General features: G+C 50.3%; 16 protein-coding genes, 1 tRNA gene and 1 other RNA gene. 8 read left to right on the top strand and 10 right to left on the bottom strand.

Annotation, left to right across the window (positions count from 1 at the left end; genetic code table 11):
• Positions 1–16: 16 nt before the first annotated feature.
• On the top strand, positions 17–1,156 hold the full coding sequence (locus AAGJ81_02795; protein MEM0965067.1) for a glycosyltransferase: 1,140 nt from the start codon (positions 17–19) through the stop codon (positions 1,154–1,156).
• Positions 1,153–1,941 (top strand): hypothetical protein, encoded by a 789-nt coding sequence (locus AAGJ81_02790; GenBank protein ID MEM0965066.1) that lies wholly within the window; start codon positions 1,153–1,155, stop codon positions 1,939–1,941. The genes AAGJ81_02795 and AAGJ81_02790 overlap by 4 nt, the downstream gene beginning before the upstream one ends.
• Positions 1,942–2,011: 70 nt before the next feature.
• Here the strand turns inward: AAGJ81_02790 and AAGJ81_02785 are convergent, their stop codons facing one another.
• From AAGJ81_02785 to AAGJ81_02770, 4 genes are all read right to left on the bottom strand, one after another.
• Positions 2,012–2,716, bottom strand: a complete 705-nt coding sequence (locus AAGJ81_02785; GenBank protein ID MEM0965065.1) for a glycosyltransferase family 2 protein — start codon at positions 2,714–2,716, stop codon at positions 2,012–2,014.
• 389 nt (positions 2,717–3,105) lie between these two features.
• Complete coding sequence (locus AAGJ81_02780; protein ID MEM0965064.1) at positions 3,106–4,014, bottom strand: NAD(P)/FAD-dependent oxidoreductase; 909 nt, start codon at positions 4,012–4,014, stop codon at positions 3,106–3,108.
• Positions 4,015–4,078: 64 nt separating this feature from the next.
• Positions 4,079–4,249: a hypothetical protein gene (locus AAGJ81_02775; GenBank protein ID MEM0965063.1), complete on the bottom strand. Its 171-nt coding sequence runs from the start codon at positions 4,247–4,249 to the stop codon at positions 4,079–4,081.
• Positions 4,250–4,311: 62 nt separating this feature from the next.
• Positions 4,312–4,387, bottom strand: a tRNA-Phe gene (locus tag AAGJ81_02770).
• A gap of 159 nt (positions 4,388–4,546) precedes the next feature.
• Here AAGJ81_02770 and ssrS point away from each other — a divergent pair.
• A non-coding RNA gene (gene ssrS, locus AAGJ81_02765) (6S RNA) lies at positions 4,547–4,718 on the top strand.
• Positions 4,719–4,832: 114 nt separating this feature from the next.
• Here ssrS and AAGJ81_02760 read toward each other — a convergent pair.
• The 3 genes from AAGJ81_02760 to AAGJ81_02750 are packed head-to-tail and all read right to left on the bottom strand — an operon-like array spanning position 4,833 to position 8,773.
• A complete protein-coding gene (locus tag AAGJ81_02760) occupies positions 4,833–7,433 on the bottom strand; it encodes an alpha/beta fold hydrolase (GenBank protein ID MEM0965062.1) in 2,601 nt (866 codons plus the stop codon).
• A 9-nt stretch (positions 7,434–7,442) separates the two neighbouring features.
• The gene (locus AAGJ81_02755; GenBank protein MEM0965061.1) at positions 7,443–8,207 is read right to left on the bottom strand and encodes an NRDE family protein; all 765 of its coding nucleotides are present in this window, start codon (positions 8,205–8,207) and stop codon (positions 7,443–7,445) included.
• Positions 8,208–8,227: 20 nt separating this feature from the next.
• Entirely contained in the window at positions 8,228–8,773 is a 546-nt protein-coding gene (locus tag AAGJ81_02750) for a DinB family protein (protein MEM0965060.1), read from the bottom strand.
• Positions 8,774–9,072: 299 nt separating this feature from the next.
• Here AAGJ81_02750 and AAGJ81_02745 point away from each other — a divergent pair, with 299 nt between their 5' ends.
• From AAGJ81_02745 to AAGJ81_02730, 4 genes are all read left to right on the top strand, one after another.
• Entirely contained in the window at positions 9,073–10,044 is a 972-nt protein-coding gene (locus tag AAGJ81_02745; GenBank protein MEM0965059.1) for a MoxR family ATPase, read from the top strand.
• Between the two features lie 13 nt (positions 10,045–10,057).
• Positions 10,058–11,203, top strand: a complete 1,146-nt coding sequence (locus AAGJ81_02740; protein MEM0965058.1) for a DUF58 domain-containing protein — start codon at positions 10,058–10,060, stop codon at positions 11,201–11,203.
• Positions 11,200–13,395, top strand: a complete 2,196-nt coding sequence (locus AAGJ81_02735) for a DUF3488 and transglutaminase-like domain-containing protein (protein ID MEM0965057.1) — start codon at positions 11,200–11,202, stop codon at positions 13,393–13,395. Before AAGJ81_02740 ends, AAGJ81_02735 begins: the two co-directional genes overlap by 4 nt.
• A gap of 778 nt (positions 13,396–14,173) precedes the next feature.
• Positions 14,174–15,322, top strand: coding sequence for a hypothetical protein (locus tag AAGJ81_02730; GenBank protein ID MEM0965056.1), 1,149 nt, complete (start codon positions 14,174–14,176; stop codon positions 15,320–15,322).
• 27 nt (positions 15,323–15,349) lie between these two features.
• On the opposite strand, the gene crcB is transcribed toward AAGJ81_02730, so the two are convergent.
• From crcB to AAGJ81_02715, 3 genes are read right to left on the bottom strand one after another with little or no spacing between them, the layout of a single operon-like run.
• Positions 15,350–15,742 (bottom strand): fluoride efflux transporter CrcB, encoded by a 393-nt coding sequence (gene crcB, locus AAGJ81_02725; protein ID MEM0965055.1) that lies wholly within the window; start codon positions 15,740–15,742, stop codon positions 15,350–15,352.
• A 12-nt stretch (positions 15,743–15,754) separates the two neighbouring features.
• Positions 15,755–16,972: a hypothetical protein gene (locus tag AAGJ81_02720; protein MEM0965054.1), complete on the bottom strand. Its 1,218-nt coding sequence runs from the start codon at positions 16,970–16,972 to the stop codon at positions 15,755–15,757.
• Between the two features lie 37 nt (positions 16,973–17,009).
• On the bottom strand, positions 17,010–17,681 hold the full coding sequence (locus AAGJ81_02715) for an ATP-binding cassette domain-containing protein (protein MEM0965053.1): 672 nt from the start codon (positions 17,679–17,681) through the stop codon (positions 17,010–17,012).
• A gap of 179 nt (positions 17,682–17,860) precedes the next feature.
• Between AAGJ81_02715 and AAGJ81_02710 the strand changes: the two genes are divergently transcribed.
• Positions 17,861–21,574: an ATP-binding protein gene (locus tag AAGJ81_02710; protein MEM0965052.1), complete on the top strand. Its 3,714-nt coding sequence runs from the start codon at positions 17,861–17,863 to the stop codon at positions 21,572–21,574.
• Positions 21,575–21,589 lie beyond the last annotated feature (15 nt).

Below are 21,589 nucleotides of genomic sequence, written 5' to 3'. Positions count from 1 at the left end.
GCCTCGAAGGGTGCTCGTGCTAACCTCGAGTACAGGCGGTGGTCACGACATGAGAGCCCGAGCGCTCAAGGCTTGGTCCGAAACGGATGAAGGTAGCCGTTTCGGCCTTAAGGTTGAGATTCATCAAGCATTAGAGGATACTCACGGGCTTTACGATTTTGGGGTAAAGTTGTACAATCGGATTCAGCAGTTTTGGCCAAAGCTACATCACGTTTACTTTAACTTTCTCGAGCACGCATCACTGCACGACTCTGGTGACAAGATTTGGGGAAGAGACCGCTTCACTGAAAGAGTGCGTAAAGTGGAGCCTGACATTATCGTTAGTACACACGCTCACCTGAATCATGGCTTCTTTGACTTGGCAAAATGGGCTTTGCCCGGTCGGACGTTGAAGTGTGTGACTTACTGCGGAGAACTGTCGGATGGATATGGATTTAGTCGCCATTGGGTAAACCCTAAAGCTGACCTATTTATAGGAGCTGTTGAAGAGGTTTGCAATGCGGCTTCGGTTCATGGATTGGGAGACGATCGCAATTGGGTCGGAGGTTTCCTTCTTGATCCAGCGTTCTACAAGAAGCCGTTTTCGGATGAGGAGAAGGCCCGATATCTCCGTGATGAGTTTGGTTTTGACGGGGACCGTTTCGTTCTCGTGCTCGGAACCGGAGCCAACGGGGCGAACAATCACATCAGAGCATTGAATTCTCTCTACGAAGCCAAAGTCTATCCGCAGGTAGTGGCACTTTGTGGACGGAAGACCGAAACTATTGCAGAGATTCGTCGTTGGCAGGAAAATCACCCCCTACTTCCGGTTCGACCCATTCCTTATTACGAAAAGATGAGTAGATTGCTCTCTGGCGCATCGGCGGTAGTTGCCCGTTCTGGAACGGGAACGACTAGTGAGGCAATTTTGACTCGTTGTCCTTTGATATTCAACGGAGTTGGAGGAGTCATGCCGCAGGAATGTATTACGGTAAAGTACTGTCGTAAGAATGGTATCGGATCACTCCTTCAGAGGACGCACCATTTACCTACGATCATCAAAGAATGGATTCAGGAGCCTGCTAAACGGGATGAAGTCGTTGGAGCAATGAACACGGTGCGACCTGAAAAACACCCGTTGGACATTCTGAGTAAACTGAGATCCCTGGCCCCGTGATTGCCGAATCCTCCGTTCCCGACCTTGAGGTTTGTGCGGGTCTTTTTTTTCGCGGGATCCTTCCGTCTTTCGAAGATTTCATCAAATTCGACCCGGAGGCTGCACGGATACTGGGATCAAGCAAAGGCTCCATTCAGTTTACTAACTCTGCTGGCGATTCTGCCTACTTGCATGTTGAAGACGGACAGGTCCGATGGGGTAGTTCTGCGAAAGACGAGCCTGTGATTCTGATCGGACTAGGGTCAGTTGAGAACACGGTGCGTTTCATCCGTGGAGGTTTTGCGCTTCCTATCGTGTATCGAGGTTGGTCCAGGCCGATATACCTTTTTCGACTATTACGTTTGTTTCTCCGTTTCCAGTCACTTCTTAAGCCGAAAGGAAAGTCGCTTGAGGACCCTGCCTTCCGCATTTTACACGTTCGCTTGGCGCTGGCGACAGCGCTGTTCTCAATCGCCGAGATAGGGCGCGGCGATTCATGGGCTAGAACAATTTTGGAGCAGTGTCCGAATGGAACGGTAAGTTTTCTCGTCGATGGAGAGGATCTTGCAGCAACCATTGAAAAGACAGGGGATGGACTTATTCCTCGAAGAGGGCTGGAGCGTGAAATTCGAGCCGATGCAGTTGTAAAGTTTTCTTCTGCAAAAGTAGCGATGGAAATTCTTACCCGGAAGACGGACGCCCATGCAGGGGTAGCTCTCGGGTCAGTTCAAGTCGAAGGATTGATTCCATTGGCTGATGGCATTGGCCATGTTCTAGACCGGGTTGGGAGGTATCTGCCGAGCTAATGGTTGACGCGGACCTGTGCTAGAGGGTGCGGTTGTTTCTGAGTATGGTCTTTGACTCTACTGAGGTGCCTCACTTTTGCACCCGCTGGATAAGCCCGTATTTAAATATAGAGATGACAGCACGCACACCGTCTTTCCACCCAATTTTCTTTCCCTCTTCATAGGTCCTCCCGTAATAAGAAATTCCAACTTCAAAAATCCGGACTCCCAAACGAGCGGTTTTGGCGACCAACTCAGGCTCTACACCAAATCTGTTTTCTTCGATTTGAATGCGTGCGAGCACTTCACGGCGAAATAGTTTGTAGCAGCACTCCATATCGGTGAGGTTAATGTTGGTCAGCATATTACACAACATCGTGAGAAACCGATTGGCAATCATGTGCCAGTAAAACACGACTCGGTGAGGCCCCGCACCTGTGAATCTAGAACCAAAGACTACATCGGCCTTTCCTTCTTCAATCGGCCCTATCAGTCTGGGCAGCTCTGACGGGTCATACTCCAAGTCTGCGTCCTGTATCGCAATAATATCACCTGTTGCCTGGCGGAATCCTGTTCGGAGGGCCGCACCCTTACCCTCGTTTTTCCCATGATATACTTTTTTGAAAACAGGTTCTGAAAAACCTGACTCGAGAATCTCTCGAGTTCCGTCTGTAGAGCAATCATCGACAAGTATGATCTCTTTTAGAGACAAACCATCCACGGCGCAGACTTGATAAACAATTTTTCCCAAAGTGTCTTTCTCGTTAAAGATGGGAATGACTACCGAGACGGTCATGGGCAACTGTCGGACTTCTTTCTGCTCCTGATGGGCACGATTCTACAAAGAGTGTCGATGTGAGAAATTTCCATCTTCGAAGTTCTTATCTCCAGTGATTCTCCCCGTTTCGACTCATTGATCTTCAAATTCCTGTTTTCAATGGGCTATCGAGCTTTTGAGCAATCATTTTGACTGGAAATTACCACTTTTCCGAAAGCAACAATTCGAGCGGTTCGCTTCGGCTGTCTCGGGTGGACTGAATGTTTTCAATCTCAAAGCCAGCATCTCCGAGGCCATCCGGCCATGGAAATAACTGGGTATAATTGAGTCAAGAGAGTGACCCTTGGCTTTGAATTCGTGCAACTAACCGATGATTTGAAAGGGGCTCAGAGATGAAGATCAAGTGGTCAACCCATAACCAATGATTTATGCGCGCTAACCCCAGCTAGATTTCCGTCAGCAATGGCGAAAGACAACTTATGGAAGGATCGGGTGATATCTCCTGCCGCATAAACGCCAGAGATAGAAGTTTCCTGGTTGTAGGGGTCCACCGAAATAAACGGACCAAACGGTCCCTCTTCAATATCGCATCCAAGTTGTTCGGCGAGATTGTTCGACAGTGTCGTATTGGTTAGGGTGAAAAGAGTGTCGGTCTGGACGCTGCTTCCATCGGTAAGTGAGACTGCCGTCAGATGGTCACCAGCGGTTTCCAGAGAAGCGACCTTGGTATCGTTTATAACAATCCCTTGGTCCAAAACTTGTTGCCGCTCGCTGCCATCTAACGGCAGTATCTCGTTGGTGAACAGATTAACTTTACTACTCCATTCTAATAGCATTGTGGCCTGTTCCAAGGAGGAGGGTTGAGTCGCCAAGACGCCAAGCCTTTGGTCTCTTGCCTCGTATCCGTTGCAGTAAGGGCAGTGAAAGACCTGTTTCCCCCACAACTCAGGCAAACCCGGCACATCGGGAAGTCGATCCACTATGCCGAAAGACAAAATAACTCTTTTCGTAAGAAACGCCTCTCCCGTTTCAGCAAGGAGCTCAAATCCGCTTCTCTTCTTGCAAGCTTGCTTTATTTCAAGACTAGCCAGTGACACCGAAGGGTAAGCCATCAGTTCATCACGGAATTGTTGTAAGATATTTTTGGGGAGTTGGCCATCAAAGCCAACAAGTCCATGAGCCCTCGTTACAAAACGATTTCTGGATTTTCCGGTATCCAGAACTAAAACACTGCGCCTGGAGCGCGCTACTTGCATTGCAGCTGAAAGGCCGGCAAAGCTACCACCAATAACAACTACGTCAAAAGGCTCGGACATCACGAATATAGATCGACCACACTAAAATAGGCATCTTTGAAGAGGCTCCCAGGTTCAGGCGATCTTAAATTTGTTGGGTAATACTTAAAGTCTCAAAAATTCTCTCAAGTGGTATAAAAGCACCGAAATCGGTCTTTGCAGTGATTTGCCAACCGCCGGATGTAACTGGATTGCGGAGCGTTGTTGCTGAGAGAACCTGCTGTGAATTGAGAATTTGTAAGCGTGCTTCATCCATCTTTAGGATCCTCCAGGGAACCAAGAGTTCATGTCGCTCAGACTTTGATGTAGACCCGAAAGTGGTGGCCAGAGGCAGAATCGAACTGCCGACACAAGGATTTTCAGTCCTCTGCTCTACCGACTGAGCTATCTGGCCATTCCTTTGAGGAAAGCGGTGAGGATTGTCCACCCGGAGTGGGGAGGTCAACCAAAACTGCGTTCAGGTCGTCGAATTTGAAATCCGAAGATGAAGGAGTTTCTGGTCTGAGGTCAGAACTTGCACTCCATGATTTTGCGTGTTTGCTTGGAGTCCAAGACATTCCTGGAGCGTTCGGCCTTAAAACCGTTTCTTTCCTTACTCTATCAAAAAGGGAGCTCGAACCCGAGAAGGTGCTGTCAAGCCGCCCATCGGAAGACAAAGCCTTCAAGGAGAGCACCCACCTGGTTTTCGAAGGAAAGAACATCCCATCGGCGCATCCGGGTCTGTCTTTTTTTCTGTAACACCAAATTTAGGGAGGTTGCCACCGTTTCGGATCAATGGATTGATCCGGCTTCCGGAGTATCCAACACTTTTCGCTGCTACAACATCGGGAAGAATCTCTTTATTTCTCAGGCGCGATTCCTAAAAGAGCTCGCCATAGGAGGCGAAGGGTTCTCGTGGAAGACCAACGCTCAGCTCCTGCCTTTTCGTTTAGATCTGCAACGTTAAATGCACGCTTCCATTGAGAGAAAATGACCCTGTAGGCATACCAGAGCGAGTGTGTCGGATCATAGATGTGAGTCGATTCTGAGGTCACGCCATTGAACTCAAGGACAACGATGTTCTCACCGCTTCGAAAATCATCTTCGTTTGGACATTTGACGTCCATTCGGCCAAAGCAAAGCCCACTTGTTCCTTCAAAAATCTTGTTTATGGCCTTCGTTAGCGAAGGCGTGAGTAGATCCTGTCCATCGAGAAAAAGACTTCCACGGCAATGGGAGCCCAAGGTAGCTAGTTCCACCGTCTCACCTTCTTCTGGGATGGTAATGAGTCGGTGTCTGTGTGCTTTTCGAAAGTACGGGTAGGATAGGACGGCTCGAGGGTCATCGAGAATCAACTCGTCCAAAGTCCGTCGTCCGTCTCCCAAGACTGAGGTATGAATTTTCCGGGTAATTGAGGTAACTCTACCTGTCTTCTCAGATTCAGCTTTTTCGAAAAAAACTCCAAACTCCAATCCGGGAATGAACTCCTGGGCTAGTGCCAGCTCTTCGTCTTGATTCACGACTGTCTCTAGTTCTTCTTCATTTGAGACGATTCGCACGCCGTCCCCTCGTTCGCCAAAGTCAGGTTTGAGGACAAGCGGAAACGGTGAAGAGAGTGTCTGTTGGAATGCTCGGATATCTTCCACCTTCTTTTCGACTTCCGAGTTCGTCGATAGGGCGAGTGTCTTCGCAACCTGACCAGCTCCCTTTCGTAGTTCACGGTCGATCACGGTTTTGGATTCAAAGGCGATACCTCCCGCTTCCATTGCCGGATTGGAGGCAGTAAAAAGAGAAGGGCGCCGGAAGCGAATCCCGAGCCAGATCACCCAAAGAACCACAGGAGGGTAAAAAATCCAACGCGGCCAGAATTCCCATCTGACCTTGCGTTTCCATCGTCCGTAAATGAGACGCCTCCCCCTGTGGGTAAACAGGGGAACTACATACCTGAGAAGGAAGGCGATAAAGAGAATTAGGCCGATTAACCCGGGGAGAGCCCATTCCTCGAAGTGGGAAAAAAACTGAAGGATAGGATTTCCGAGCAGGGTTGCCAGACCGACCAAAAGTGGGGTCCAGATTGCAGTTGCAATGAAGAAGTAAAAGAGGAACTTGGCGGTGTCGGCGTGAGCTGTTCCTGCTGCAAAGTAGATAGGCAGTCGGGTTCCGGGGATAAAGCGACTCGTGATGATTACTGTAGCTCCCCGCCTTTCGAACCAGGTCGTTGCGAACGCAAGCCTTTCTTCGGTCAAGAAGTAACGGAGAGGGGCGCGACGGACCGCCTTGGCTCCAAACCATCGACCCAAATAGAAGATAATGAGGTCGCCGACGAAGATACCTATGAAACAAGCAGAAACCGCAACCCAAAACGGAATCGTGCCGGCGGCAGCGAGGATTCCGGCGATGATACAGGTGAAGTCTTCAGTAACAAACGTTGCCAGGATAATGATGAGAGATAAGAAGAGGAGTCCTCCACGGGTAGTAGCGATCGCGGTTTGAGCGCTTCCGCTGTCTACTGCCTGTAATAGACGTTCTGGCGATGCTTCTCCGCGAACTTTGGCGATACCTGACTCTGACCGGCGAGCAAAATCCTCGATGTGATGAGCGACTTCTCCTGCCTTTTGGACAAGAACAATGTGTCCACCGGAAATGGTTTTGCTCTCACTGTGAGGAATAATGCGATGGTGCTCCTTGGCTGCGGCGAGAGGGACAAAGGCGTCGTTCTTTCCATGAAGGATGAGGGTGGGCACGTCGACTGCCTCCATTATTTCCCGGAGGGGACGTTGATCCGCGTCCGCGAAACTGCGGGCGTAGTCAGAATTGAGAATGGCGTTGTCGAGATATCCAAAGTGGGGTGTGAGCTCTTCGATTAGGACGAGAAGTGCGTACTGCAGCTTGTGAAGGGCGTGGTTGAGCGTGTAGTTCCCAAGGAGCTCAAGTTCCTGCACCCCAATCGACGAGAGGAGAACAAGACTTTGGACCGACTCTGGATATTGATCGATTAACTGAAGAGCCGGCCCACCACCGCGGCTATAGGCAACGACGTTTACGGAAGAGAGACCCAGGTGTTCAAGCAGTTGATGAAGGTAATCGGCGTCCGCGAGAAAAGAACCATCGGACACATCGACGGTAGAGTGCCCGTGCCCTGGGAGATCAGGTGCAATGATACGAAAGTCGTTGGGTAGTTCTTTCACCAGATTGTTGAAAACGGACGACCCGACTGGACTGCCATGAACCAAAAGAAGGGGGATTCCATCCGGAGGACCGTAGTCGAGATAGGTGATTCCCATTTCCTTCCCACTATCTTTTCCAAAACCTCTTGCGGTAAAGAGCTGCTGAGATTCTGCCGGCTCTACCTCTACGGGAGAAAGACTTCTCTTTAGGTGGGAAACAATAAGAAGGAAGGCGTAGGCGATGAGCAAAAGATAAAGCCACCGCCGGAAATTGGTTATCGATTTTCGATTCACTTCAGTCAGTTAGAGTATTTTGCGTCGCAAACGGACTTCTGATGGGGCCAAAAACTGGGTGGTGGTCGGATCGAAAAACTGGTGCCTCATCACAACCTCGGATGTTCCAACTTTGACCGTGCAGAGTGAACGGGTGGTGGCATCCTCGCGGACCATGGCAGGTCCGAATGCAGGATTCGAGTGGTCAAAGATGGAGTGGAAATCAAGAAGCTCATGGAGCTTAGGATCACCGACCGAGAGGTCTTGGTACAGCTTCCGGCGGTGCGCGATAACCGAGCCACTCTCGAAGGAGGAGGTTGTGAGAGGTTGTCGAAAATCGAATAATTTCTGGTAGGATAGTCTCTGTCCATCCCATGCCATACTTGTATCTTCCGCTGGGCGATCTCCGGACATGAGGAGAAGGAGGAATGGGCGGAAGGCGCCCTTCGCAACCGTGCTTTCAATGGCATCGGCGGCATCGTCGATTCGTTTGCTGCCCACTGCCACTAATGGCAATACGCCACGACTGGTGAAATTGCTGGTGGCGGGTTCTACTTCCTTTTCGGGGCTTCCCACGTCTTTTTCGTAGGGATTCAAGACAGCTGCGACCAAACCGTACTCGTTTGCGCAAATCCACGTTCCTCCTCCTTTCGGATCGTGGGGTGCAAGGTATCTCGGCATGTGAGCAGGCTCTGAAAGGCTCGGGGGCAGCTCGGTCTCACGACTTACCTGCTCATCACGATTGAAAAGGAGGTAACGAAAACTGTCCCCGCTCATCCATGTAGCCGTGCACATAGGGATCCCCCTTTCTTGGCCTAGGAAGACGAATTACTCTTCTCTTCGAGCGTTTTGCGATAGGAAAGAGTGGAAGGCGCTACTCCAAAATCGGATGGAATATCAGATCCGTTTCTGCGGGCTGTCATAGCGATGAGAGCAAAATGATGGATCGAGTGGCTGAGGCTGAAAAATAATTCTCTTTCCAGGGTTGAAGAAATCGTCTTTGGGGGATCTTCAGCGGACACTCGAAGTTGCAAGGATTCGGATAGATCGGTTTCAGACCACTTCGCATCAGTCATTTGGTCTCGGATGTCTCTGATTCGTTCTAGGGCTCGGCTGATGTGAACTTCGGTATCCGCATCTCTCTCGCGGGAGTGGTAGTCGATGAGTCCAGCGGAAACACCTGCAAGGAGAGAGTCGTAGTGATCGAGCACATGGCGGACATGAGCACCGATACTTGAAGGAAAAACAGGAGGTTCTTTAGCAGAATAAATCTCGGGAGAAAAGGTCTCCAGAAGAGCAGCGCATTGACTGAGTAGAGAGAGGTTTGCAGAAACGGGAGGCGTCAGCGCGCTTTGGTTCACAACAGTATATTCTGGTTTTTCAATTGGTTGTTCGGGGTCGATTCGTTACCTTGACTGCAGGAAAGGCGAGGAATGGATACATGGCGAATGTAAAAAGAGGTTTTGGAGGATGTCCTATTCGGAGGGTTTGTTTGGAACTCTTCCGACAATGATCCCAGATTTTTTTCACTTGTTGCTCAACGAAACGCAATGCACCTCTAATCGAAGGCGAGGGCGTAAGTTGATTGGCCAAATCTTTTGCTTTGAAGGGAACTAGACGGAAGGTTGCATCAGGACAGGAAAGGGGCAATATTTGAGTGATGGAAGCGCCTCCCCTTGAAAAATCGCAGGTGGCGTGGGCGAGAAATCAGCTCACCGCGTTGTCACGTAGTATTGGGTCCGTAATTCGGGGAAAGGAGCAAGTGATCGAGCAGGTGTTAGTCTGCGTGGTAGCTGGAGGGCACCTTCTAGTTGAAGATCGGCCCGGTGTGGGCAAGACGACACTCGCTTACTGTCTTGCGCGGTCTCTCAACGGAGTTTTTTCGAGAATTCAGTTCACGAGCGACCTCCTTCCTTCCGATGTGTTGGGGGTGTCAGTCTTTGATGAAAAATCCCGGGAGTTTGTCTTTCGAAAGGGACCGATTTTTGCGAATATTGTTCTTGCCGACGAGATAAACCGAACGACCCCGAAAACCCAGTCCAGTTTGCTGGAGGTAATGGACCGATCTCGGGTGTCGATCGACGGGTCCACCTTCGAAGTGGGAAGCCCGTTTTTGGTGTTCGCGACCCAGAATCCGGTCGAGTTTGAGGGAACTTTCCCGCTTCCCGAAAGCCAGATGGACCGCTTTTCGATGAGGATATCTGTCGGCTACGCAGATTACGACGCGGAACTGGATATCCTGCGGGATCCTAACATGGCGTATGATGACCTTCGTATTGAACCAGTCATGACGACCGATGATTTATTGAAGATTCAAAAGATGGCATCCCAGGTTTATCTGGAGGAATCCGTGCAGCATTACCTGCTTAAAATCGTTCAAGCCACTCGAACTGAGGCAGGGTTTCGTTCTGGAGTGAGCACTCGCGGACTTCTCTCTTTAAAACGTGCGGTTCAGGCTCGGGCGATCTGTCAGGGAAGGGATTTTGTTACTCCGGACGATGTGTTTTTCTCGACGCTGCCCGTGCTGGTCCACCGTTTGGTTCCTCGTTCGGCTTCTACGGATACAATTGAGGAGAGGAAGACTGTCCAAGGAATTCTCCGAAGGGTCATTGAAGAAATTCCAGCACCTTGAGGCGGTAGGAACTGTGAAAGGTTCTTTTCGAAATTCTGAGCGACCTACCGAGGGTGAGTTGCGGTCGGCCAGTCCGCGCTACACGGGTGACGATTCGTTTCCCAAACTGCTGGGATTTGCATGGTGGAAAAGGTTGTTGTTCCTTTTCGTTCCTCCCAAACGACAGCGAAATAGGCCGACGGTTTCCGGTTGGCTCCTTGTATTGATTGCAATTGGGATTGGTGTGGCTGCTTACAACACCGCAAGTAATATTCTCTTTCTTGTTCTCTCTTTCGTTTTCGCTCTCTTGATTGTGAATGGCTTTCTTTCGGTCGTTAATTTTCAAAAGTTGCAATGGGAATTGCGTTTGCCCTCAGAGTGTCGTGCGGGGGAGCCTATTTCAGCCTCTCTCTTGATTCGGAACGGGAAAGTCTGGTATTCGAGCCGGGCGATATGGTTCGTTCTGAGAGTTGGCAACGAGCCGATTCAGCGAATATTTTTGCGGGAGAGGATTGAGGCGGGTCGGGAGGTGTCCGTTGATTTCTCTTTCCAGGTGCAAAAACGGGGAATAGAAACGGTCCAGGTAGAGGGTCCGGAATCGACGTTTCCTTTCGGATTTTTGCGAAAACAAACTGGGTCCTTTGTGACCGAGGATTTCCTTGTTTGGCCCGCACTGGAGTCGCGGTCGAGTAGGATCCCACTTCCCCGGCGGACTACTCTTGCCGGAGGGGCCCACCAAAAGGTGGGATCCGGAACGGATTTGCTTCATTTGCGAGACTACTCGAAGGGCGATCCGCTTCGCCAGATCCACTGGAAGGCGACAGCGCGCACGGGTAAGCTGATGGTCCGGCAGCTAGCGGACGATGGAACAGGATCTTTCGTTCTCCATGTGGACTGTAGCGAGACCCTTTGGACCAATCAGGCACTCTTTGAAAAATTTCTTTCAAAAGTATCTTCCATTGCAGGAAGTCTTTTCGTTCAGGATCGTTTGAGCGGTTACTCGTTTAACCGGGAGGGTGTAAAGTCAGTTCGGCATTTGGCAGATTTGCACGATCTAAACGACAAGCTCGCGCTTGCTGATTTGTTCACCGGACATGCAGGAAGAGGGACCAGTCGTGGGAATCTGATTCGCTTCCTTCCGACTCAGGACGGAAACGTGGGGTTAGAACTAACTGGATGACTAGCGACGTTGTCCAGTTACATCGACTCAAATGGTTCGCCGGTCAGGCGTTGGCACTTCTCTCGCTATGGACTGTGGCGGCCTTAGATATGGCTCAGGGAGTGGTCTTGGGTATTGTATTTTTGGTGACGTTTGTAGTTACTGTTGCACCGAGACTGCCGGGAATGATCCCCGTTTTCCTGCGCAGACTGGCGACTCCGGTTCTTATTCTTGTCTTCATTGTCGATTTGGTGACAAGTGGTCAGGATCTTATCCCTCCTCTCATCCGCCTGTTGATGGCCCTCCTCCTTCTGCGGCTGGTCATCCCAAGAGGGAACAGGGAAGATTTGCAGCTAATTCTACTCGCTATGTTTCTAGCGGTGGTTTCCGGGGTGTTCACCTTGTCGATGCTTTTCGCACTTCAGGCATTTTTGTTTTCCATACTCTCGATCGGTATCCTTTACCTGGTAAACCTGTTAGAATCCACCGAAGAAAAGCAGACTTCGGAGAAAATCTGGGACACTTTTAATTGGAGGGAGTTTATCGTTTTCGTCAGGCATTCATTGAGTGGAGGCCTGTTTCGGTCACTAGCGATTCTTTTGGTCCTGTTGGTGGCCACAACCGGAATCCTCTTTGTTTCAATTCCACGGGTGTATTTGGATCAGGCGATTCCGTTCTTGCGACTGCAGCAACAAGGGATGAGTGGATTCAACGATACGGTGCGGTTTGGAGAGGTCACCCGCATACAGCAAGACGACGGTGTAGCTCTGCGGATTGACGTTCCCGGATTGTCGTCGATTCCTGCAGAGCCGTATTGGAGAATGTTGATCCTGGATCGCTACGACCGCGGATCTTTTGCAAATAGTCTATTTCTTACGTCCCGCGGAACGCGGATGCTTCCTCAAGTGAATCGTCTCTCTCCTTATCCGAGTCGCTGGTTTGCGGGTGCTGAAAATTCGCCGGAAACTTGGACTTTCTACATGGAGGGTGGCGTAAGCCGCTACCTACCGATTCTTGGTCCGTTCCGGGAAATGGCCTTTCAGGGTCGCCAGCCTCTCCAAGCAAATCCTGGGCTAATGGTCTTTCGTATCCCTGAAGCAACGACCTCCGTTTTCTCGTTTCAGATTGAGGATTTTTTGGTTGATCGGTTTTTGCCGGCAGGGAAAGACGATGTGCCACTTACAACCGGAGAAGTGCCGTCAGGGCGATCGGCACTCAATCGGTATCCATACACCACCTTGTCTCTTCCGATGCAGGTCGAGGAGAGGGCTTATTTGGAGGAAGTGGCCGGTTCGATTACAGAAGGAATAGAAGATCCCATTGAAAAGGCTGAACGAATAATGGCCTATTTGAGAGGTCGGCATTCGTATACACTTTCACCGGGAAGTTTTGGTGAGGGTGATCCAGTGGTGCAGTGGATACAGGAGGAGCGGGACGGGCATTGTGAGTTGTTTGCAGGTGCCTTTACCTTGCTTGGAAGGGCGGCAGGAATTCCTACGAGAATGGTTGTTGGATTCAGTGGCGGTTCATGGAATTCCTACGAGGATTATTTTGTCGTCCGCAATCGAAACGCTCATGCCTGGGCAGAAGTGTTTGACGGGACAAACTGGGTACGGTTTGACCCGACGCCTGGTGGATGGAATGCCAGTGGATTTACTGCGGCGGCGGTTGGAGAAACGGGGTTTTTCCAAGAGGCTGATTTTCAGGCTTGGATCGATAGTCTCCGAGTCATGTGGTATCGGCGAGTCATCAATTTTGACGAATCAACTCAGCAAGAGATGGTGAGCGGGATTTCAGCCCTTGTAAAAGAAATGGGTGTTGTGCTGAAGGATTGGGTTTCCGGGAGTTGGAGATTCGTGAGCAATTGGGCGAAAGAGTTTGGAGTTGCCTTGAGAGAGTCGGTCGTCGCTTGGGCAGTTCTTCTTGGAGTTACGTTGCTAGTCGTTTTTCTAGCTTGGTTTCTCTCGTTCGGGCCTGGAGCGAAGTGGCTTCGTTATCGGCCTGGTCGAGGCCTTGCACCGTTGAGGCAAAAGGCAGGCAGAGAGATCAAAAGGCTGGAACGTTCCAAAACGGAAGACGTTTTCGGGATTAAGATGAAGCTCATGGAACGTCTTATGGAAGTTCGTTTTGGGCGTTCACCAGAAACGAATGCGGCAATCCGGCTCTTTAGGGAGGTCAGAAGCTTTGTCCGAGGTAAGGAGGCGAAGTGGTAGTGCCTCTCTTGATCTCTCCATAAGAGGTCGGGTTTAAGCGATCTTCGTCTGTTGCGAGGAGCATTCGTTTGACAGTAGTCTATCAGTCATGTTTCCTTAAATCTATGTGGAGGAAAATTGCAGCAGTCACTCTTTCATCGACTCTGCTGTTTCTTTCATTGTCTCAAGGGCTGGATGTAGGAGGTCTTTTGGCGGCTTTGGAAAAAGAGCAGTGTTGCTGCACCGAGACAGCCTCTGCGGATTCTTGCTGTTCGAATTCTGAGATGTGTTCGAATAGCGGATCCGCTTGTTTTTGTCCGGTTAGCTCACTCTATTTTCTGGCCTTGGATGTGAGGATGACGACTGAGTTTTGCCTCGAATCGATGTTGGCCAACGATTCAGAACAGGGTTGGTTGCGACTGGAGTGTCCTCCCGGGCCTCCACCCAGACTTTCGTAGAGAACTGTTTTCTGTGTCGGATAGATTCCGTCACATCGCAAAAATTTTTACGAAAGGTATAACTAATGAAGTTTATTTTTATTTCTGTTCATCTAGTGATTGGGCTCACAGCATCGGTCTTCGCACTTGATTGCGAGTCTTGCGAGACCTGCAACGGTTGTCTACCGAGTGCTTGCGAATGCCCAATTTGCGGTGGTTGTCAGTAGGTTTTCTCTGACTCTAATCGATTGATTGTTCGGGCGCACACCTTTCGTGGTGTGCGCCCTTTTTTGATCGTAGAATCTCTTGGAATCGGGTTTCGTGGTGGAAGGTTTTACACCAATAAAATTCGGTATTAGTGGATGAAAAAAGTCTTTTTGGATCCCTCTGAATTGGTCGATGTGGTTGCCGAGTTTCGCCGCACGGTTGAGCTCAAAATAAAGGAGCCGTGGAGCGGACTCTGCGGTTTCGACGGATTTATAGACACGTTTATCGAGGTTGAAAAACCGGATACGATGGCAGAGTTTGGTTCGAAGGTATTGGAGGCAGCAGGAATTGCTACTTCATTCACCGTCCAAAATCACGGCGATCGATTCGGGGGAAATGGGCCGCTACTCTCTTCGGCTCTTCACTCATTTCTCGGAAAACAAACAGAGATCACCTATGTTGGTGCTCTGGGAAATCAGGAGATTCTGCCGGTTTTTCGAGAGGCCATGGATGATAAGATGAAGCAAATGATATCGCTGGCCGATCCTGCTCACAGCGATTGCCTTGAGTTTCGTGATGGAAAAGTGATGTTGAGTGATCTGCGTTTTTGTTCAGACATCCACTGGGAGCGTTTAATTGAACGGATGGGTTTAGACGAGCTGGACAAGGAGCTGAGAACGATAGACTTTATTGGTGCGGTCAATTGGGGAAAGCTGGTTAACGTAGGAACGATTTGGAGGGGGCTCGCAGAGCGCTTGGCAGCAGTGGGTCGAAAAGTGAAAGAGGTCTCTTTTTTCATGGATTTGGCGGAGTTCGATCAAAGGCCGTTTGAGGATCAAAGCAGTTTGGTCGATTTGGTGGGGGAAATTACAAATCAGTGCCACACGATCCTCAGTTTGAATCTCAAAGAGGCTTGGCAGATGGCGGCGATTTTTGGCGCTTCTTTCAAGGGAGATAGAGAGCCCAGCACAGTAGCCGATCTATCCCTATTCTTGCGGGAGAGAATTAAGGTGGATCGTATTGTTGTCCATCCTAACGATGGTGCTGCAAGTGCAGGAGAGGAAGGAGCTGTATATGTGCCCGGTCCTTTTGTTGAAAAGCCTCTCGTTTCAACCGGAGCGGGGGATACGTTTGGTGCTGGAGTGATGGGATCTCACTTGCTTGGGCTTAGTGATCCGGCTGTTTTGGCGTGCGGGGTTTGCGCTAGTGGGTACTACGTTCGGACTGGAAAATTCCCATCATTGGGACAAGTTCTGGACCTTGCGGAGAGGTGGGTAAAAGGGACTCTCCTCGAGCGGTTGTGAGCCGACTAGAAAGTCCAAGGAATAGGTTCAGGTGCGTATCCAGTTTCCCAAGGCTGAGCCGAGAGCGACTCCGAAAAGACAGAGGACAACCGTGCCGACAGCCGCAAGGACAGCTGCACCTGTTCTCCCATTTTGCAGCAAGGTGATGGTTTCGAGACTGAAAGTCGAAAACGTGGTGTACCCCCCAAAGAATCCAATTAGCAAGAAATGGCGGAAAAAAGGTTGATTCTCAAACGAGGTTCCGACGGCGTAAGCGGCTCCCACGCCGATAAGGAAAGAGCCGCTGACATTGCATAGCATTGTCCCCAAAGGAAGTCCGTGCTTCTCCTCAAAAAAATTGGCCACACCGAGACTGATCAGATAGCGGGAGCAAGCACCGAGTCCCCCTCCTATAAAAATGGCAACCAGATGGACGAACATTGAGGGTGAAACTCAGCGGTACATACCTTTAAGTCGACTCTGTATTCGGGTGATGAGCCAAAAGGCTGATCCGAAGATGAGGATAGTCCAAAGAAGGATTGTCAGGTTGGCGATGTGCGGCGAGATTTCGATTCCCGCATTGCTCAGTGGTTGAATAATTTTCTCTCTACCATACCAAGCAAAAGCGAGTCCCACGAGTGCTGGAAGACCCAGACCCACGATCTTTCGGAAAACGAGCCGCCGAGCTAAAGCGGACGGTGTATAGCCGAGGAAATAGAGTTTCTCAATTCGGCTTCGGTGGTCGGAGATTGAAGTTTCGATGTCTGCGAGAAAGAGAAGCAAGTTGAGAAGGAGGATAATCACTCCTGCCGAACCGAAGGCAACTAGGCATAGATCAAGAAGCATCCTTAGACGGGCGGTCTCTCGGGTGTCGCGTCCAGCCCTAAGACGATTGTCTTCGAGGAGTCGGTGAAACTCTGCGGAATCCGGATTGGTCAGGGCAATCGCAGCGCGTCCATACGTTTCGTTCGAACCTCTTCCGAACCGTTGGTTTGCGTAGGCGAGGAATGAAAGGGGCACAACGATCGACTCTATCCGATCACTAAAACCCGCTATAGATGCTGTGAACACTTCTGGCGAGCCGCCGGAAGTGGGATAGCAGAGTAGAGAGAAGCGGACTCTTTTTGCGGTCTCCTCAGAGACAGGTGGCAAGCCTTTGCCAGGTGCGAACCCGAAATTGTAAAGATTGAGGAATTGGCGAGGGATTAGGATCGGAACAAGAGCGTCTCCCTCCTGCCATTGCCATTCGGCAACCTCTGGGACGAAAAGTTCCAGCGGGACGGCTTCCAGAAAGATCTCACTGTATATCGTGGGAAACACACCCCCACCGATTTGCACGGCCGCGGCAAAGTCGTTTCGGTAAACGGGTTCTGCAAAGGCTATTCCATCCACGGCACGAATTTTATCAAGAAGCCTCATGTCGATCTCAGAGTCGGAGAGGCCAATGCTATCGGTTAGCCGTACCTCTTTGTTGAGAAAAACCAGATCGTCGCGAAACCAATCTTTACCCTCGTAAAGAAGAGTGCGGAAATCGAGAAAGCTCTGAAAGGAAGCGACTATGAGGATCCACCCAATTAAGGCTGCAATTCCGAGTCCGAATTGGCTTACCCATCTCGAGCGGTTGGGTCGCGGTAGTAGCGAGGGCCGATCCATTTCATGAGATGGACTCACTTCGCTCTCCCCAGTCTGGCAGGTTTTCGGTGTAACTTCATATTCGATACACGTTCTCTGCCCCCGATTGGTTATCGGCCGTTTGCTGGGCGAGTAGCCAACCAGCACCGCGTTCGTTACAGACTCTTTGAACAAGTTTCAGAGCAGATTCAGCTGAAGCAGGATCGAGGTGGCTGACGGGTTCATCGAGGAATATCCAACGAAAAGGAGTCGCGAGGGCGCGAAGGATAGCAACCCGTTGGCGTTGCCCCTGCGACCAGGTTTCTGGTGGGCGATCGAGTAGTGTAGCGATTCCCAGCTCGCCGGCCCAAGACGAGAGAGTCTCGGATGTTACATTTTTCTCCCGGTATGGAGCGTATGCGAGGTTTGTCCATCCGCTTTCGGTTTCAAAGAGTTGAAAATCCTGAGAGACAAACGCGAGTTTTGTCGCTCGTAGTTTTGCCATTTCGGTCGGGCTCAACCGAAAGGCGTTTTCTGAGCCATACAAAAGAGATCCTGAATACTTTTTCTCGATCCCGTAGAGGATCCGCAACAGAGTCGACTTCCCTGCACCTGAAGGCCCCCAGATCATAGTGGACTGGCCCTCCGTCAAAACTAGCGAGTGACCCCAGATTTCCGAGGCCTCGACCGCTCGATCTGAAAGGTAGTCCGGTGAGATCTTTTCCAAAGACAGGTTCATTGAAACAAATGTAGCGGTTGTGTTACCCACTATCCCGCGTTTTTTATCGCATTGAAAGAGGGAGGGTATCCTGTTTCAACTTTTTCGTGGAAGGCCGAGGAGTAAAGCCATTGACATCAAAGGAGACCTTTTTTGGACAGCCCTTTTTCGTCGGCGTTTTTTTTACGGTCATTGTGCTGCTATCTTTTTGGTGGATCTGGCGAGCCGAAATGAAGGAAACTGTAGATGAAGCTGGATCGATGGTTGATCTACAGCGAGTTAGACTGGATCTGGATCTCTTCGCTGTGGTAGAGAATTTAAGGCAAATCGAGTTTCTTTCGACCGCTTCGCTTTCTTCGGACGAGTTCCGCAATGCTATTCTATCGATTGTGTCCAAAGATCAGCGAATCCGCAGTGTCCGTGTGTTGGACCGTTCCGGAGAGGAACTGCTACTCGCTCAGTCCGGTCCTGAAAACCGAGAGTTAGAAGAGGCCGCTCTCGATACAGGTTCGGGGGGAGGTTCCTCTCTGGATAAAGAGTTTCTCGAAGAGCTAAGGGAGTTGCCCGAGAACGAGATTCTGGTCTCGGAGTTTTCAACTGTCGAAGTAGCAGGTAGTCGTGAGCCCACTGTGTTTATTGGGACGGGATTGTTTTTTCCCTCTGGAGCACGGGCGGGTTATCTAGTGGCGGATTTATTCGCTGATCATTTGCTCGACAACATGATTGGCGGAAGTCTCGAGCAAGAGCCGGATCTATTTATCGTCTCTCCTGACGGACAATGGATTTACGATTCGCGGGGCGACGACCCATGGGCCGTTTTGCTTTCTAAGGAGCAAAGTACCTGGATTGTCGATGAGTTCCCTGAAGTTTGGCGTTCGATGATTACTACAGGCGAGGGTGCCCACTCTGGAAACGAGGTTTGGGTTTTTCGTGATCACGTACCTCTGGAAACAGCTCTGGATCAGGGCCTGGGTGTTCTCACTCCTGGTGAGGACCCGGTAGAAGGTATCAGCGCAAGGCCGTTTTTCATTTTGAAGAAAATCAGTTCGGGTCCGGCATGGCGAGAGACTTGGATGGCCTTGATACCCATCTTAGTCATTTTCGCGCTGGCTTTGGCCTTGATCATTCCCGCGTTGTTGCGGAAGCGGGAAGCACTTGAGCTGAGTGAACAATCGGCACGCGACCTCCGGGAGGCAGGATTGAGAACGAGGATGGCCATGGAGGCTGCGCGTATATCGGAGTGGCGTATTGATCTGGATCGAGAGATCGTCGAAACAGACAAACGGATGATGGGCATGCTACTTCTAGGCCCGGGGGAATCGATTCACACGGTCAAAGACTGGGAGAATAGGATCCATCCTAACGACAGGCGAAAGCTACTCGACCAGCTCGAGCCCTTGTGGAAGGAAGGGATGGGAACTTTCAGTGTACGACATCGTATGAGGCGAGGAGATGATACGTGGGGTTGGTATCGCTTTCGCGGCGCGGTTCGAAAAGATGAGATTGAAGCGGAGAAGTTTATTTTGGGGGCTTACATTGACCTTACGGACGGAGTTCTTCGGGAAGCAGAGCTGCACAGGTTGGAGATGGCGACTCGCCAGTCGCTATCCGGTATCGCGATTCTTGACCGGGAGGGGGTTCTAGAATGGGCAAATCCTTCCTTTCAAGGGCGGGCTGAGCGGCGCAGCATGGATTTAAATGGGCGAAAGATTTGGGACTTATTACCCCTGACCTTTGATGCGATTGATCAAGAGAAAGAGGTGGTTCAAAATGCGATTCTTAAGGGTGAAGAGTTCAGCTTAACGATTTCAGTTCACCTTCCCGGTGAGGACTCCTCATGGCGGCGTATTACGGGAAATCCGGTCCTTGATGAAGGAGGAGTTCCGGCAAATTTCGTTGTTATCGAAACAGATATTTCACGGGAGAAAAGGGCAGAGGCTGACCTACGTAAGAGTGAGTCTCTTCTCATGGAGAGTCAGCGTCTCGCTGAAATTGGCTCTTGGGAAATGGATCTTCAAGAAGGCAGCCTCTATTGGTCGAACGAAACCTATCGGATTTTTGGAGTGAATCCGGATCAGGTTCCGGACGTTACGATGACTCTGGGGTTCTTCCAGGAGAATGATGCAACCGAAATTCGAAAACTGATCGATCAAGCAGTCGAATCTGGTCAGCAGTTTGAAGGTGAGTACGAGGTAAAGGGGAGCGATCGCCGGGAAAAGTGGGTTTTTCTAAGGGGCTTGGCTCTCCGTGAGGGTGGGGTCACCTCAAAGGTTTTTGGCGTCATTCAGGATATTTCGAGTCGGAAGGACTATGAGGCAGCGTTGCTTCGTTCTAAGGAGGAGGCCGAAAGGCTCAACGATCAGCTCGCTGAAGCATTGGATAAGGCTCGTGAGAGCGAGAAGAAGGCGGAGGAAGCAAGTGACGCAAAAAGTGCATTCCTCTCAATGGTAAGTCATGAGATTCGTAACCCATTGAACGGGGTAATCGGGATGACGGCTCTGCTTCGCGAGACTGATCTTGACCACTCGCAAGAGGACTATGTGGAAACGATCCATAACTCGGGCTCAACTCTTCTCATGCTGCTGGACGATATTCTCGATTTTTCACGTCTTGAACACGGTAAAATTGAGTTCGAGCAAAACAGGTTCTCCATTGAGATAGCGGTGGAAGAGTCTGTGGCGCTTTTTTCAACTATTCTGGCCCAGAAAGATCTGGACTACTCACTTTGGATTGATCCTGAAGTCCCCGAATTCGTTGTCGGAGATATCACTCGGATAAAGCAAATTCTTTTCAATTTAATTGGAAACGCAGTTAAGTTCACAGAGACTGGATCGATCACCGTAGAGGTGGGCTTGAGGGAGCGGTTGCCGAACGATCGGTGTCTAATTCATTTCACCGTAACCGACACCGGGATCGGCATTCCGAAAGATCGGCAAGACCGCGTTTTTCAGACATTCAGCCAAGTAGATGCATCTATCTCTCGGAAGTTTGGGGGGAGTGGTCTAGGGCTAGCGATAACGAAAGAACTGTCTCAGAGAATGGGTGGTGACACTCGGTGCGAAAGCGAAAAGGGTAAGGGATCGACTTTCGAGGTAGTTTTGCCTTTCCCAGCGTTTTTCGAAAAGGAAGGATTTCATGAGAGTAGGCTGGGAGGCGAGGCGATTTGTTTCTTCGACCTGCCGACTCGGCGTAAACATTTCAAATCCTGTCTGAATTCAAGGGGAATAAAGGTTGAGCTCGTAGAAACCGCCGATGATTTCTTATCCGCTGTGGAGAGAGTTGGTCAAGATTGCTGGATATTTTTAGACGAGAAGTATCTCGATAATGCTGAGCTGGCTAACTTATTAAGCGACTGGAACAGGAGTTCGCGGCCTGTGGGGGTTGTCGGTATCCAAAATGAAGGGAAGGAGTTGCCGGTTCCAGCTGTTCGTCTGGCGCGACCGGTTTCAAAGAAGCGGATATATTCCTTCTTGGACGGAGAAGAATCTCCCAAGAAAACTGAATCCGACGAGGGAGGGGATGATGAGTTTTTGCAGTTCCAGGAGAATGAGATCAAGATCCTGGTAGCCGAGGACAACCCGGTGAACCAGAAGGTGATCCGTCTTCTCCTAAAGAGGATGGGCTACGGTTGTGAAGTGGTTGAGAATGGGGCCTTGGCGGTAGAAAGGGCGACTTCAAAGGAATTCGATGCAATTTTCATGGATATCCAAATGCCGGAAATGGATGGGATGGAAGCTGCCAGTAGAATTATTGATTCCGTTCCTGAAGAGAAGCGGCCATGGATAATCGCCCTAACCGCTGGAGCTACAAGAGACAACCGGGAAGAGGCTATTAAGGCTGGCATGAACGGTTACTTAACTAAACCTGTTCAGCCGAAGGATCTCGAGGCAGCATTAGAAAGAGTGGCCGCTCAAATCGAGAACAGGAAAGAACAGAGAGCCTAGTCAAAGAGGATTCCG

Source organism: Verrucomicrobiota bacterium (genome assembly GCA_038744685.1).
Taxonomy (GTDB): domain Bacteria; phylum Verrucomicrobiota; class Verrucomicrobiia; order Opitutales; family Puniceicoccaceae; genus Puniceicoccus.
Note: the sequence above shows the minus strand (reverse complement) of the source record. Positions and strands in the feature narration are given on the sequence as shown.